We start from the raw sequence: 15,211 nt of genomic DNA, 5'->3' as shown, positions 1-15,211 counted from the left end.
ATGGCCATTATCGGCACGTTGACTTGTCTACTTGAAGGATGCGCCGGAGCGCCTTCGGTCGGCCTGTTTGGCGCTTATTTTCCATTGTGGCTGTTAAGCGCCGTCATCGGTATTTTCGGCGCCGTGGTTTCCTACCGCGTGTTCGTGAAAACCGGTTGGGCGGAAACCGTTCGTTCCCAATTAATTGTCAATACAGCAATTGGCCTGATCATCGCCGAGATCGTCTGGCTGATCGGTACGGGGCATCTTCTATGAAAATGGCCGGCGTTCAAAAGGGGCCGCTACGCGGCCGGGTCATTACCCTGGCCATCGTGCTGGTGGCCGTGCTGCTTTCCGTCTATGCCTATGAGCGGACCGTGCACCATCCGTCGTCGGACGATGCCACGCTCGACGCCGATGTCGTTCATGTGGCCTCGCCGGTAGGCGGACGCATCGCCCGCATCGCCGTCACCGAGAACCAGCACGTCGCCAAGGGCGACGTGCTATTCGAAATCGACCCTGTGCCTTACAAGCTGGCGGTGGACCAGGCGCGGGCAGATCTCGAACTCGCGCAGGCGGGCCTCGGCACGCGGCGGCGCACGATCGTCAGCGAACGCGCGGCCGCGTCGATCGCCTCCGAGCAGACCACGCGCGCGGCGCAGAACTACGCCTTGACGGCACGCACGGTGGAACGCCTGCGCCCGCTAGCCGCCGATGGCTACGTGCCAAAGCAGCAGCTCGACCAGGCCCAGGTGGCGCAGCATGACGCGGCGGTCTCGCTCAAGCAGGCGAACGTCCAGCACTCGGCATCCACGCAAGCCATCGGCAACGACGACGACGCCATCGCCGCGGTCCACGCCCGGGAAGCCGCGCTGGCAATCGCCCAGCGCGCGTTGCAGGACACCGTGGTCCATGCCCCGCAGGAAGGCCGCGTCACCGGGCTCTCCGTGCTGGCCGGTGAAGTCGTGATTCCGAACCAGTCGCTGTTCCTGCTCGTTCATACCGGCGAATGGTTTGCCGTGGCGAACTTCCGGGAGACCTCGCTGGCCGATATTCACATCGGCGACTGCGCCACGGTCTATTCGTTGATCGACCGGGGCAAGGCGATACGCGGCACCGTGACCGGCATCGGCGCGGGCATCACCGATACAGAACGGCTCAACCTGCCGCGCTCGCTGCCCTACGTGCAGGCCTCGGTGAACTGGGTACGTGTTGCCAAGCGTTTCCCGGTTCGCATCCGGCTCGAAGACCCGCCCGAGACGTTGGCCCGCGCTGGCGCCAGCGCAAACGTCGAGATCCGGCATGGCGCAGCCTGCCGCTGACAAGCTGCGCCTCGGCCTGGGCGACATCGGCGCCCTGCTCGCGCCGACGCCCGGCCGGGCGTCGGCCACCACTCGCATCACCGTGGCGAGCGTGCTGACGGTGCTCGTCACCGCCATCTACGGCACGCCGGAAGCCGCTATCTCTGCCTACGTCATCTTCTTCATCAACCGGGAAGATCGCACCGTCAGCATCGTGATGAGTGTGGCAGCGTTGGTGCTGGTCAGCCTGATCATTGGCCTGGTGATCGTGCTGGCCAACTTCAGTGTCGACGATTCGCTGCGGCGGCTGGCCTTCATGGCCGTCCTGTCGGCCGCGCTGCTGTTTCTCACGTCGGCCAGCAAGCTTCGGCCGATTGGCGCCATCGTGGCAATGATCATCGGCTTCGGGCTCGATGAACTCGGACTGGTCCCGGGCGGAGAAGCCGCCACGCGCGCCCTGCTCTACGCGTGGCTGATGGTAGCGATCCCGATTGGCGTCAATGTGGCGGTCAATCTGGTGATGGGACCTTCACCACGCCGGCTGGCGGGCGACCGCCTCGCCCATTGCCTGCGCATGGCTGCTGCCAGCCTGCGACAGGAGGACGCCGCCCCAGCCATGCTCGTCCCGCTGCTGCGCGACGGCACGCAACCCGTCGGCATGTGGCTGAAGCTGGCGAAGATCGAGGGCCTGTCCCGCGCCGAAGACCTTGCGGCGCTGCGACGGGCCGCCGCGTCGACCACGGCCATTCTGATTGCTGCCGACATGGCGCTCCGGCAGCCGAACGCCCGCTTGCCGGCCGCCTTCCGCGCCCCGATCGCAGACACGCTCGATCAGATGGCGGCGATGCTCCAGGCGGGCGGCTACCCGGCGGAGATCACGCTGGCGCTTCCCGCGCTCGAATCGCTCGCGCCAGTGCAGCAGGCCATCGCCGTGGAACTGCGTGACGCCATCGTCGGCTTCGCCGATGCGGACGCGCCGAGCGCACAGGCCAACGCGGCCCTCGCTGCGGCCCCCAACGCAACGGAAGAGAAAAAAGGCGGATTCCTCAGCGCGGATGCCTTCACGAATCCCGAGCACATCCGCTACGCGCTCAAGACCACCGGCGCGGCAATGTTCTGCTACGTGCTCTACCAGCAACTGAACTGGCCCGGCATCCATACCTGCTTCATCACGGTCTATCTGGTATCGCTGTCGACCGCGGCCGAAACGGTCGAAAAGCTTTCGCTGCGGCTGGCGGGCTGCCTGATCGGCGCGCTGATTGGCACTGCCGCGCTGGTCTATGTCGTACCGTCGATCGACTCCGTCGGTGGGCTCCTGATGCTGGTCTTCGCGGGCACATGGGTGGCCGCCTGGGTCGCGCAGGGGTCGCCCCGTATCTCCTATGCGGGCTTCCAGATCGCGTTCGCGTTCTACCTCTGCGTGATTCAGGGAGCCGGGCCTGGCTACGACCTGACGATTGCGCGGGACCGGACCATCGGCATCGTGATCGGCAATCTGGTGACATTCCTGGTCTTCACGCGCATCTGGCCGGTCAGCATTTCAGGGCGGATCGAAGCCGCGCTCCATGACATGGTGCGGCAATGGCGGCAACTGATTGCCACGCCCCGGCGCGAGGCACAACGGCAAAACGCCGCCGCCGCGTTGGCGCTGCATGGCGCGATCACGCAGGACCTGATCCTGGCCAGATATGAGCCGGCATTGGTCGGACCCGGCACCGACTGGATCGAGGCCCGCCAGCGCCATCTGGCAACGCTGGACGCCGTAGCCGGTCCGCTTTTTCTGCTGGCGGAGCGGTTTCCGGGCGATCCGGAGGTCGATCGACGTCTGCAGGCCGTTCGCATGGATGGTCACGCGCCAGTAACAAGCGCGGCCCCGCTTTCTCCGCAGCATTCCCCGCGCGACGCGCTGCTCGCCCTGGTTGACCGGCATCTCGCCGCTCCGCGCCAGGACGATCCGCCGGCCGCCGCCACCGGATCACCGTTGCATGCCTAGAACAGGATTGCCGATTTTCCCGCTGATGCTGCTCGGCGCCAGCCTTGCCGGTTGCGCGACGGCGTCGCTCGACCTTGCACCGGAGCAGCCCGATCGTCCCTGGCAGCCCGCGACCACGGCATCCGGAGAGCTCGTGCCGGGCAAGCCTTCCGCAACGGCCAACACCAGCAAGCCGGCCGACTACCGGCTGCCCGCCAATTCCGCGCTGGCGTCGATCACACCGCCGGCGGCGCTCGATCCAGCGCATCCCTACACGTTGCCCGAGCTGATCGACATGGCCGAATCGGCGAATCCGATCACGCGCGTGGCCTGGAACGATGCACGCAACGCCGCGCTGGCTGCGGGGATCGCGAAGAGTAGCTATCTGCCGCAGATCTCCGCTTCCGCGCTGGGCGGCTACCAGAACGGGCACGGTTCGGTATCGGGCGCGCTCGGATCGGTCGGCACGAATTCGTCGGGCCATGGCGGCGTGGGCGTGCTGTCACTGCAATGGCTGCTGTTCGATTTCGGCGAGCGCGCGGGCATTGTCGAAGCCGCCGAACAGACTTCGCTCGCGGCAAACATCGCTTTTACGGCCGCGCACCAACGCATCATCCACGATGTCAGCGTGGCGTTCTACCGCTATCAGGCAGCGCGCACCCGCGCAGGCACCGTGCAGCAGGCGATGGAAAACGCGGATGCCGTGCTGGCAGCCGCCAAGTCCCGCTTTCAGCGCGGTATCGGCACCGTGGTGGAAGTGGCCCAGGCCACACAGAACCGCGCGCAGACCAACCTGGCGATGGTGCAGGCGCGGGGCGCCGAGACCGATGCCTACCTGGCGCTGGTCACCGCGATCGGCATCTCGCCATTGTCGAAGCCGAGTATCGCCGAGATGCCAGTCCGTCCGTTGTCGCCGGCCCTGCATAGCTCCGTCGAGCAGATCGTGGAATCAGCCATCGCGCGGCGGCCCGACGTGCTGGGCGCCTACGCAATCGAGCGGGCCAGCCAGGCCAAGGTCAAGGCGGCCGAAGCCGAATTCCTGCCCAAGGTGTTCATGTCGGCGTTCACGTCGTATGCGTCGGGCGGGTCTTCGATCACGGCGATCCCCTCGGTGGCCCAGCAGGCACCGACCGTGAACCTGAATGGCTACCGCTATGGCGCCAGCGTGTTCCTCGGGATTACCGTGCCGATCTACGACGGCGGGCTGCGGTCGGCGGTGCTGACGCAGGCGCGCAACGACGCCGACAGCGCGTCGACCAAACTCACGCGGGCCAAGGAAGAATCGGTGCGACAGGTCGTGGTCAGTCAGAGCGCGCTCGAAACCAGCCTTGCGGCATACGAAGCCGCCAAGGCCCTGGCCGACGCCGCCCAGATCACGTACGACGCCGCGTTCGCGGCTTACCGCAAGGGAGTCGGCACGGTCACGGATGCCAATCTGGCCCAGAACCAGTTACTGCTGGCGCGGAATGCATCGGCCGACGCGTACAGTGGCGCGCTATCGGCGGCTGCCGCGCTGGCCCTGGCCACGGGAGCGGTCGGCGCGACACCAGAGCCGGGCGGCTGGGCACCGCGCTGAGTGCTGGCTATGCGCCTGCCGAGGGCTGCTCCGGCCCGACCATGACCACGAGACTGCCCACGTGGATGACGGACTCCTCGCCGATCCGGATATCACCACCAAAGACCACGGCATTGGACCGCAGGCGTTCGATGCGGACATCCAGCGTCAGTACCGTGTCGTAGGGAATGGTCCGATGCACGGTAACGTCGCGCATCAGTCCGACCAGCACCTGCGCCGGCGAAGCGTTGTCCTGGCTCAGGCAGAACAACGTGACGCCGGCCTGCCCGAACGACTCGATCGCCAGTGAGGCCGGATATGCGGCGGGCGGGTGCGCCCCCAGAATCGGGGATTCACGATTGATGACCTTCGTGGCCAGGATGTGCTCACGCGGGGTGAAGCTGCGGACCGTGTCCAGCAGCAGGAATGGGTAGCGATGCGGCAACAGGCGGGCGATGTCGGGATGCGTCAGCGCCGGTGCCTCGCTGGCCACGTCACATTCAAGCGGTGCCGAAACCGGCTCCGCGTCCGACACGCACACGATCGTGGCCTGGACACGCGCATTGCCGTGAACGTGCGCCACGGCAAGACACGTAATCTGATCGCCTTCGCGCTCGACGATCGACACGTCAAGTTCGACGACATCTCCGGGCACGACCACGCCGAGGTACTGAACCCGTTTCACGCGCCGCGCCCACGCCTCCTGACCGAACGCCTGACCGGCCAGCGCCGCAGCCATGATCAACATGCGATCGAGCATCAACGCGCCGGGGTAAACGGGATTGCCTGGGTAGTGGCCCAGCGCGAACAGATCGGTACCGCTGACAAACAGCCGGTCGCGCAGCGCAGTGGCCGCGCAGGGAATCTCGGAATGCGACATGAGGAGGCTCGATGAGCAGGCGGAATGATCCGTCAGGCTAGAGCACCGAAGCAGCCCGCCGTTTGCGTTGACGCAATCTGATGCAATCTGGGTGATGCCCGGGGGGGCCAGGCTTGGGAATACCCCTGTCCGCATTTGCGCCATCCGTCACGCGGCGGGCACGTGTCTGTCATCCGTCACTGGAATGCGTCGTCCATCTGCCTGGCACGCTTCACATCGTCGCCATGTAGATACAGTGACGTGGTCGAGACCGACGCATGGCGCAGGTTGTCCCGCACCGTGGTCAGTTCCGCGCCGCGCGCCAGCGCATGGGTGGCGTGCGTATGGCGCAGCCAGTGTGGGCTGGCGCGGCGCAGCTTTTCGGCGGTGGCCGGGCGCTCGGCTTCGAGCTGGTCGGCGGCGGTGCCGAAGAATCGCTTGATCACCATCCACAATCGCGCTCCGGTGATGCCGCCGGCTTCGTCGGAACCTAGATTGCCGACGATCGGCGTCGTCGGGTCCCAGAGGGCGCGTGTCACCGGCAAGCCCCGCTCGACCAGATAGCGGTCAAGCGCGTTGCGGGCCATGGTCGGCAGCGCCACCCTGCCCGCCTTCGCGCCCTTGCCCACCAGCCGCAACCAGTGATCGCCGTGCACGTCGGTTTCGACATTGCGCAGCGTGGCGCCGACCAGTTCGCTCGCCCGCAGTCCGGTCGCGTATGTGAAATCGAGGATAAAGCGCAGCCGTTGCGCGGCGGAGGCTTCCCAGCCGTATGACCACTCCAGGCCATCCGCGATGCTGCGCGTCAGCAGCCATTCCCCTTCGGAGAACGCGTGCGATACATCGAGCGCCGCTGTCTTGGCGCCGCCCCGCACCTTGATGCCGGCGAACGGGTTGGCCAGCACGTAGCGTTGCTGCACCAGCCAGCGAAACAGCGCCCCAAGCACTTGCAGGCTGTAGGCTGCCGAGCGTGGCGACAGCCCGTCAGCAAACGGCTTCCAATCCGTGGCCCCACGCGGCCGGGCGGGCCCTACCCAGCGTTCGCGCGGCGCGGGTTGGCGCAGGAAGTTCCGGTAGGCCGTGGCGTCCTCGGTGGTCAGCGACGACAGCGGCCGCCCGCGCTCGATGATCGCCCAGAGGATCAGCCTCTCGGCTTCCTTGCGATAGGCACGCAGCGTGGACGGCGATTCGTGCAACCCCAGCCATGCTTGCACGGCCGCGTAGTCGTTGTCCGCGTTCAGCGTGGAGGTCTCCCGCGGCGCGCGGAACTGGCCGAGCGAGCCGTCCACCTCATGCGGCAGTCGCCCCATCTGCTCCCAGGGCACGATCACGCCGCGCGGCTCGGCTTCGATCAGCGCCCGCGCGCGCGCCGTCAGTTGCGGATGGTCGGCGAAGAACGCCTCGATGCGCCTGGCGCCCGCCACTCCCAGCCCGGAGACGCCGCGCCACCACTGGCGCCGGCGCGGGATTCGCACGGTGAGGTCAGCCAGCGTGTGAATGTCGCAAGCGCGCAGGGCCTCCGCGGCAGCCGGTGCCAGCCACATGCCGATATCGTCGGAAATCGCTGGTGCTGGGGGCGGCAAGGCACGGAGTGTTTCGATTGCGTGGTCTGCTTCCCTACCCTTCGCCGCCCGTTCCGCGGCCGGGAATTCGAACAACTGCGCAAGATCTTCACGCAGCCGGTAGCGCGCATAGGCGGCAAGCTGCCGGCGAATCCTGCTCACCATCCCGCGCGAGGACTGGCCGGTGGCCCGCGCGTCGTCCAGATACCGAGAGACCGCGTCACGCGTGGAAAGTCCCGCATGCCAGGCTCGCAGGGCGGCCAGGGCAGCGGCGTCGGGGAAGTCCGTGGGCGTGGCGGTCGGGCGATTCGTCATGGGCGCAATCTTAACATTTGCCCATGTCATTGCGATAACTTTTCTTATCGCAATAGCATTAACATGGAAGCAAACTCATGGCTGTTGATCGGCGTCCGAGGCACCGCGTAGAGACGCCCCCCGGCAGAGGAACCCATCGAAAACCTGGCGAGGCGGGAAAACTCAGCAAATACACCTCGTCCTGTCAACAAACGAGGCGTAGAACGCCCTCAGGCCGACGGCGCGGAGGCAGCGGCGTCCCAATCCCGCTTGTTGATCCTGGCACCGCCCAACGAGACTTTCGATAACAAGCCCGAATTGGTTTGCACAAATGCAATCAGCGGTCTTGGACAATGCAACGCTATCGCCTTCCACTGTCCAGCCTTGCGACTGCACCAAGTGGTGAATGTGGGCCCTGCGGTATTGCGTGATCACCTCGAGGGGCTATTGGCGACAATATCTCCCACGATAAAAATCCTCCGATATCGTATTAATGGACCGAAATAAGAAATTGAGGTACCAAGGCGCCAATAATCAATCGCCGCGCCAATTTGGCGACAACGGTCTCTACTTAGTCCGAAACTGCATTCCTGCTGCATGCGCATATTCTTGATTCACCCATGGCGTACGCTTGACGCTGCCTGAGCCCGGATTCCGCGTACGCCGGACACGAAACCGGCTTTGCGTTGCCTCGATGGATATTGGGCACATGCGTGGCGCCACTCCCATGTTTCATCGCATAATTACGAATACAGATTCTGGCTGGAGCAGCAAATCGCCCGCTACCGACCACGAATCCAGGACAGGAGTTGGGAATGGGGCCGGAAGCCTTGACGGGCACCGACGACAATGGCGACCGGCGAATCGCCGAAAACGAAGCCCGGCTGGCGGGAATCATCCGCTCGTCGATGGAAGCCATCATCTCGGTGGACGAAGAACAGCGCGTGGTGCTGTTCAACCCGATGGCGGAAACGCTGTTCGGCTTGCCGGCGGAACAGGCCATGGGCCGCCCCCTCGGCGATTTCATCCCTGCCCGTTTCCGCACTGCCCATGCCGCGCACGTCACGCGTTTTGGCGTGACCGGTGTTTCCGACCGGCAGATGGGGCGCCAGCTCACGCTATACGCCCTGCGTCAGGACGGAACCGAATTCCCGATCGAAGCGTCGATCTCGCAGACCTCCGATGGTGCCGGACACAAGCTTTTCACGGTCATGCTGCGCGACGTCACCGCTCGCGTGCGTGCCGAGGCAGCGCTGCAGCGGTCCCGCGAGGAACTCCAGGCGCTGTCGGACAGCATCCTGGCTGCGCGCGAGGACGAAAGCCGGCGCGTCGCGCGCGAGCTTCACGACGATCTGGGCCAGCGTCTGAGCGCGCTGAAAATGGATCTTGTGATGCTGGAGACCGACTTGCGTGCGGACTGCGGCGCCGTGCGCGCGCTCGAACAGGTCAGCGCCATGCACACCGTCATCGACGAAACCATCGCCGCCGTGCGCAGGATTTCGTCCGATCTGCGCCCGGCGTTGCTCGATGAACTGGGCCTCGCCGCCGCGCTGGACTGGCTAGCCAAGGATTTCAGCCGGCGCTACGCGATCTCGGTGAGCACGCGGACGCCGGAGGAAATCGACGTCACCGAGCAAGCCGCCACCGCTGTATTCCGGATCGTCCAGGAGGCGCTCAACAACGTCGTGCATCATGCGGACGCCAGCGAGGCCTGGGTGACGCTGACCCACCAGAACCAGGACCACGACCACGACCAGTACGTGCTGCGCGTGCTCGATAACGGGCGCGGCTGGAACGGCCAGCCGAAGGATGGCGCGCGCCGCTCGTTCGGCCTGCTTGGCATCCGGGAACGGGCACGCCTGCTGGGTGGCACGGTGTCCATCGAACATTCGCCCGGCGACGGCTTCGAACTCGTCGTCACTTTTCCGGGTCATCCGGATTGCAAGGAGACCCAGGCATGATTCGCGTGATCATTGCAGACGATCACACTGTGGTGCGCAACGGATTGCGCCATATCCTCGAACGCACCAGCGACTTCGAGGTGGTTGGCGAAGCAGCCCGCGGTACCGAGGTGCCACAACTCGTGCGCGAGCTGTCCCCGCATGTCATCCTGCTGGACCTGTCGATGCCCGGCCGGAACGGGCTGGAACTGATCCGGCAACTGCGGGCCGATCATCCTGCACTACGAATCCTCGTGCTGACGATGCACGCGGAGGAACAGTATGTGGTCCGCGCCTTCCGTGCCGGCGCGGCCGGCTACCTGACCAAGGAAAGCGCGGCGACGGAACTGGTCGAGGCGCTCAGGAAGGTGGCCGCGGGCGGCACCTACGTCAGCCCCGCCATGGCCGAAAAGCTGGCGCTGGGCCTGCAGGAAAAGCCCGATGCGCCGCACGAAGGCCTGTCGGATCGTGAACTCGAGGTATTCCGGCGCATCGTCGATGGCGAGTCGCTGACGCAGATCGCCGCCGCGCTGTGCGTCAGCGCCAAGACGGTCAGCACCTACAAGATGCGCCTGATGGAAAAGCTCCAGCTTCGCAGCGACGCCGCACTGGTCCGCTATGCGATCGAGGCGAGGCTGTTCGGCGACGAAGACAAGCTATAACGTCGTGGCCCCCGGCCACAGCCCCGTCGTTCAGGCCGACTCGCCGCGAATCAGCAGCACCGGCTTGCTGGTCTTGGCCACCACACCTTCAGAGACGCTACCCATGATCATGCGGCGCACACCGCGTCGGCCGCGTGTACCCATCACGATCACATCGGCTGGCCAGCGGTCGGCATAGCCGACGATCGCGCCAGCGATGTCACCCGGCACCGCTGACTTCTCTGCCAGTTCGGTCTGAAACCGCACGCCAGCGTCCTGGAGACGGTGAGCGGCGGCTGCAAGGGCCTTCCTGCCAAAGTCCGTCAGTCCATTCAGGATGTCCTGCGGATTGACGAAACCTGCCTCAAGGAACACTTCGCCCTCGTCCACTACGAACAGGACCTTCACCTCCGCGCCCAGGCCCTTGGCCAGCCCGGCTGCCTGCGCAATGGCCAGGTCGGAAGACGGGCTGCCATCCACGGCAACCAGGATGCGTTCATACATATCGGTCTCCTCAGTCCGGGCCACGTGCCCTCACTGACCCAGCATAGGACGTGCCAAGGCTCCATGGTTGATGTATCGCAAGATGACCCGAGTCCACCGAATCAGGCGCTCTTGATCTGTCGCAACCATACGCGGCACATCACGCATACATTTGAGACCCAAATGGCGCCGAAGCGCCTTGCTTTTTCAGGAGACCATATGGACATCTCGGCGATCATGGTCCACGTCGATGCCTCGCAATCAGTGGAGGCCCGGCTCTGTCATGCCGTGGCGCTGGCCGGATCGTTCAACGCCACGCTGATCGGCCTGCTTTCGCTGAGCGCGGACGAGCCAGCGTGGGTCTATCGCACCGCGGACGGCCGCCGCGAGCGCCAGGCATACGCGCCGGATCTTGGCGCCGCATGTGAAGCCGCCCGGGAAGCCTTCGACATCGCCACCGAAGCCGCGACGTTTGCCGTCGACTGGCGCGTCGGCGAGGGCGCGCCCACCGACGCCATCCAGTGCGAAGGCCGGCTGGCCGACCTGCTGATCGTCGGCCAGCCCGACCGACTGAACGCCGACAGCGACGTAGCCCGGCACTTCGTCGAGACGGCCATTCTTTCGAGTGGCCGCCCGGTGCTGGTCATTCCTCAAGGGCCGCTGCCGGACGCTTCCACCTTCCCCTATGGCTCGATCGTGGTGGCCTGGAACGGCACCCGCGAATCCGCGCGCGCGCTGCATGACGCGCTGCCGTTGCTCAAGCGCGCCACCCAGGTCGACGTGGTGTCCTGCATTCCTCCGTACGCGCGCCGCAAGGCCGAACTCTCCCCGCCCGCCTACGCGGCAAACTGGCTGGCTCGGCATGGCGTGCACGCGAGCATGGTCGAGATGGTGCTGGAACGATCGGCCGATATCGGCGAGTCACTGCTTGCCATCGCCGGCCAGCGCCGCGCCGACCTGCTGGTTTGTGGCGCGTATGGCCGGGGGCTGCTGCGCGAGGAATTGCTGGGTGGCGTGACGGACACCGTGCTTCGTCACGCCACGATTCCCACCCTCTTTTCCTACTAGCCGCGCCGGCACGCCTTGCTCGGTCGCCCGGTCGAACGCTTAGTCGAACGCTTAGTCGAGCGTATAGATACCCCGGTACTCGGGCATCGTGACATCCCAATGCAGCGAATGCTCGATGCGCTGGCGCAGCGCATCGGCGGCACTGGGCTCGCCGTGCACGATGAACGTCTGCCGTGGCGGCGTCCCGATGGCACTCATCCAGTCCATCAGCCCATCCGCATCGGCATGTGCCGAGAAATGGCGAATCTGTTCGACTGAAGCACGCAGTTCGACTTCGCGCCCGTGCATCCGCAACGTGCGCTGGCCGGACGCCAGCGTCGCACCCCGCGTTCCGGCCGCCTGGAACCCCACCAGCAGGAAAGTGCTGCGTGGGTCCTGCCCGAACGATTCGAGGTGATGCACCACGCGCCCGCCCGTCAGCATTCCGCTACCAGCCAGGATGATCTTCGGCTGATCCACCCGGTTGATGCGGATCGACTCCTCCATGCTTCGGGTTGGAATCGCCACCGAACAGGCAGCCGCGCACGTTTCGGGGTCGATCCGCAGTTCGTCCGAGTGCTCGGAGAGAATCCGCGTGGCTTCGATGGCCATCGGGCTGTTCAGGTAGATGGGCACATCGGGAAAGCGCCGTCGCTGGCGCAGCCGGTAGAGGCAATACAGCAGCAACTGGGCACGCCCAACCGCAAAGACGGGAATGATCACGCTGCCGCCCCGGGCAACGGTCTTGCGAATGATATCGGCCAGCAGCTCGATGGGATCGCCTTCCGGATGCAGGCGGTCACCGTAAGTCGATTCCACTATAAGGTAATCCGCCGCGGTGGGTGGCTCCGGCGGCCGCATCAGCATGTCATCTTGCGGGCCGAGGTCGCCGGAGAACAGGATGCGCCGGCCCTTGGCATGGATCGTCACGCTGGACGAGCCAAGAATATGGCCCGCGCGATGAAACTCCGCTTCCACACCGCGTGCGATTGTCACCCGCTTGCTATAAGGCGCGGGCTTCAGATGCTCCAGCGCATGCATGGCATCCGCCACGGTATAGAGCGGCAGCGCCGGTTGATGACGCGAATACCCCTTGCGATTGGCATAGTTGGCGTCTTCTTCCGCCAGATGGGCGCTGTCCGGCAGCAGCAGGCCGCAAAGCTCCGCGGTTCCCGTCGTGCAGTGCACGCGCCCCTTGTAACCGCGCTTCACCAACAAGGGCAGATAGCCGCTGTGGTCGATATGCGCGTGTGTCAGCACCACGGCATCGAGACTGCCCGGGCTGATCGGAAAGCGATCCCAGTTACGCAGCCGCAGGGCCTTGTAGCCCTGAAACAGTCCGCAGTCGATCAGAACCCGCGCTTCTCCGGTGTCTAGCAGAAAGCGCGAACCGGTCACGGTGTCCGTTGCCCCAAGGAACTGGATGTGCATGGTCTGTGATGTTGGTGTTGGTGTTGGTGTTGGTGTTGGTGTTGGTGTTGGTGTGGGCGGCGTCAGCAGCGGTGTTGTCAGTATTGCCGTAGCCGTTCACTGGCTTTGAAACGATGGCAGAACAGCACGTATCACGCGCTTCAATGCGACATCAGCAGTGGCACCGGTGCGTTGCGCAGCAGCGTGCGCGTGGTTCCGCCCATGACGAGTTCGCCGAGCCGTGAGTGGCCGTAGCCGCCGCTCACCAGCAGATCGGCTGCCTCGTTGCGCGTCACGCGCATCAGGCTGTCGGCTGGCGATGCGCCCTCGTCGATACGCAGCGAAGCGCTGACGCCGTGATCGGCCAGCCAGCGCACGGCCTCGGCCGCGCCATGCTCGTTCGGCCCCGCGCCGCTGAGCACCACCTGCAGGATCACACGCGATGCCAAAGCCAGTAGCGGCAACGCATCCCTCATGGCGCGCGCAGCTTCGCGCCGGCCGTCCCAGGCCACCACGACGGTGCCGCCCGGCACCAGGCTGACGTCGGGGGGTATTACCAGAATCGGGCGGCCAGAGTTCAACAGCACATACTCGGCGGAAGTGGCCATCAGCGCCGGCGTATCGTGCGCCAGCGACGGTGGCGCCGGCAAAATCAGATCGCTGCTGACACCGCGCGAGGTCAACGCCCAGCCCGCCTCCTGCTCGACCACCACGTGTGAAATCTCGATGCCCCGCCCACGTCGCGCCACTGCCGCATCGAGCGCGGCGGCATCGGCCTGTTTCAGGTTGCGCAGCATGTCGGCGCGCATCTGCTGATAACGCGCGGTCTCCTCACCGGCGCTCCGGAATGGATCCAGCAAGGTGCCAGTAGCGGTCAGTCCGATGACGCGGGCGGTGAACAGCGACGCCAACGTCAGCGCGGCATCCAGACGCGCATCGCGCGCCGGATCAGCGGCAAGATCGACGAGAATGGTCTTGAAATCCATGGGGGCTCCAGGCAAGGGGGCGATCGGGCGGCAAGAATGGATACCGTCTTGTGCACTTTAATCGTCAAAGGTGCTCCGCGCTTGCCTCAAGTCAAATACATGACAGCCGGGAAACCAAACATTGTCGGTAGAAGCCGCGGCAATCAACCTCCTGAAGGAGGAGTCAGTCGAAGGCGAGCTACCTTGCCTCGGCTATCGGGAGCACCTGTGCTGCACGTAGGTAATGTCCGGCCCGTCAGGTTAACCTGACAAGCGCACTCCAGACCCTGACACAGGTATCAGCCGACGCTGATTTCAGCCTTTCCGATCACAAGGCATACTTCCGCGCAGATGGGGAGTTATTCAGATCAAAGAACCTTGATTTGGCGGTGAACGCCTGACGACCCCAGGGGAGAGCATCATGTATGAAGTGGTAGAGGGGTCGAGCGTCGAAGCAGGAATGGATGGGGAATGCACCGGACATGCGCACGCGCCGGGCACGGCGCGGCATTTCCAGGCGCGCTGCATGGATTGCGGCCTGCGCCGCCTCTGCATCGCATCGTCTCTCGAACCGGAGGAGCTTCCGCAACTGGAAGCCGTGGTCAGCCACTGGCGCATGGTGCATCGTGGCGAATACCTGTACCGCTCCGGCGACAAGTTCCAGAACCTCTACACCGTCCGCTCGGGATCGCTGAAGACCGTGGCCTCCCACGCCGGCGGCCATGAGCACGTGACCGGTTTCTTCCTGCCGGGAGAAACGGTCGGCCTTGGCGCGATTGGCGAAGGCGAGTATGACTGCGACGCGATCGCGCTCGAAGACAGTGCAGTCTGCGTGCTGCCGTTCTCACCGCTCGAAGGACTGTGCCGCGACGTCAAGAGCGTGCAACAACATTTCCATCGGATGCTGAGCCGCGAGATCCTGCGCGAGTCCAAGCAGATGATCCTGCTGTCGGGCATGACTTCGGAACAGCGTGTCGCGGCATTCCTGATCAACGTGTCGTGCCGCCTGCAGGAACGCGGCTATGCTTCGCGCGACTTCACGCTGCGCATGACCCGCGAGGAAATCGGCAGCTACCTCGGCATCAAGCTCGAAACGGTTAGCCGCACGTTCTCCCGGTTCCAGCGCGAAGGCCTGATCCGCGTGGATGGCAAGCGCATCGAACTGTTCGATATCGAGGCGCTCGCGGCCATCTGAGCCGCTGA

General features: G+C 65.1%; 13 protein-coding genes. 8 read left to right on the top strand and 5 right to left on the bottom strand.

Going from position 1 to position 15,211, the window contains the following annotated elements:
• From B2246_RS12575 to B2246_RS12560, 4 genes are read left to right on the top strand one after another with little or no spacing between them, the layout of a single operon-like run.
• Window positions 1-255, top strand: coding sequence for a YtcA family lipoprotein (locus tag B2246_RS12575; protein WP_008643890.1), 255 nt, complete (start codon window positions 1-3; stop codon window positions 253-255).
• On the top strand, window positions 252-1,301 hold the full coding sequence (gene mdtN / locus B2246_RS12570; RefSeq protein WP_286881414.1) for a multidrug transporter subunit MdtN: 1,050 nt from the start codon (window positions 252-254) through the stop codon (window positions 1,299-1,301). The genes B2246_RS12575 and mdtN overlap by 4 nt, the downstream gene beginning before the upstream one ends.
• Window positions 1,282-3,273 (top strand): FUSC family protein, encoded by a 1,992-nt coding sequence (locus tag B2246_RS12565; protein ID WP_008643894.1) that lies wholly within the window; start codon window positions 1,282-1,284, stop codon window positions 3,271-3,273. The genes mdtN and B2246_RS12565 overlap by 20 nt, the downstream gene beginning before the upstream one ends.
• Entirely contained in the window at window positions 3,266-4,828 is a 1,563-nt protein-coding gene (locus B2246_RS12560; RefSeq protein ID WP_035883575.1) for a TolC family protein, read from the top strand. The genes B2246_RS12565 and B2246_RS12560 overlap by 8 nt, the downstream gene beginning before the upstream one ends.
• Before the next feature lie 7 nt (window positions 4,829-4,835).
• Here B2246_RS12560 and B2246_RS12555 read toward each other — a convergent pair whose 3' ends face one another.
• Window positions 4,836-5,687: a 3-hydroxyacyl-ACP dehydratase FabZ family protein gene (locus tag B2246_RS12555; protein ID WP_286881417.1), complete on the bottom strand. Its 852-nt coding sequence runs from the start codon at window positions 5,685-5,687 to the stop codon at window positions 4,836-4,838.
• Window positions 5,688-5,863: 176 nt separating this feature from the next.
• A complete protein-coding gene (locus tag B2246_RS12550) occupies window positions 5,864-7,543 on the bottom strand; it encodes a site-specific integrase (RefSeq protein ID WP_286881418.1) in 1,680 nt (559 codons plus the stop codon).
• 794 nt (window positions 7,544-8,337) lie between these two features.
• On the opposite strand from B2246_RS12550, the gene B2246_RS12545 reads away from it, so the two are divergent.
• Window positions 8,338-9,483: a sensor histidine kinase gene (locus B2246_RS12545; RefSeq protein ID WP_008645919.1), complete on the top strand. Its 1,146-nt coding sequence runs from the start codon at window positions 8,338-8,340 to the stop codon at window positions 9,481-9,483.
• Window positions 9,480-10,124: a response regulator gene (locus B2246_RS12540; RefSeq protein ID WP_008645920.1), complete on the top strand. Its 645-nt coding sequence runs from the start codon at window positions 9,480-9,482 to the stop codon at window positions 10,122-10,124. Before B2246_RS12545 ends, B2246_RS12540 begins: the two co-directional genes overlap by 4 nt.
• Window positions 10,125-10,154: 30 nt before the next feature.
• Here B2246_RS12540 and B2246_RS12535 read toward each other — a convergent pair whose 3' ends face one another.
• Window positions 10,155-10,607 carry a universal stress protein gene (locus B2246_RS12535; RefSeq protein WP_008645921.1) on the bottom strand — a complete coding sequence of 151 codons (453 nt, stop codon included), beginning with the start codon at window positions 10,605-10,607 and terminating at the stop codon, window positions 10,155-10,157.
• 198 nt (window positions 10,608-10,805) lie between these two features.
• Here B2246_RS12535 and B2246_RS12530 point away from each other — a divergent pair, with 198 nt between their 5' ends.
• Window positions 10,806-11,654: a universal stress protein gene (locus B2246_RS12530; RefSeq protein WP_286881419.1), complete on the top strand. Its 849-nt coding sequence runs from the start codon at window positions 10,806-10,808 to the stop codon at window positions 11,652-11,654.
• A 51-nt stretch (window positions 11,655-11,705) separates the two neighbouring features.
• On the opposite strand, the gene B2246_RS12525 is transcribed toward B2246_RS12530, so the two are convergent.
• Together B2246_RS12525 and B2246_RS12520 are read right to left on the bottom strand one after the other, a co-directional pair.
• Window positions 11,706-13,064, bottom strand: coding sequence for an MBL fold metallo-hydrolase RNA specificity domain-containing protein (locus B2246_RS12525; RefSeq protein ID WP_286881420.1), 1,359 nt, complete (start codon window positions 13,062-13,064; stop codon window positions 11,706-11,708).
• Between the two features lie 140 nt (window positions 13,065-13,204).
• The gene (locus B2246_RS12520; protein ID WP_186426627.1) at window positions 13,205-14,029 is read right to left on the bottom strand and encodes a universal stress protein; all 825 of its coding nucleotides are present in this window, start codon (window positions 14,027-14,029) and stop codon (window positions 13,205-13,207) included.
• A gap of 400 nt (window positions 14,030-14,429) precedes the next feature.
• Here B2246_RS12520 and B2246_RS12515 point away from each other — a divergent pair, with 400 nt between their 5' ends.
• Window positions 14,430-15,203 carry a helix-turn-helix domain-containing protein gene (locus tag B2246_RS12515; protein ID WP_008645927.1) on the top strand — a complete coding sequence of 258 codons (774 nt, stop codon included), beginning with the start codon at window positions 14,430-14,432 and terminating at the stop codon, window positions 15,201-15,203.
• The last annotated feature ends 8 nt before the right edge of the window (window positions 15,204-15,211 follow it).

The sequence above is a fragment of the Cupriavidus sp. UBA2010 genome (genome assembly GCF_002335265.1).
Lineage (GTDB): Bacteria > Pseudomonadota > Gammaproteobacteria > Burkholderiales > Burkholderiaceae > Cupriavidus > Cupriavidus metallidurans.
The sequence above is the reverse complement of the archived record's forward strand: the minus strand, read 5'-3'. Positions and strand labels throughout refer to the sequence as shown.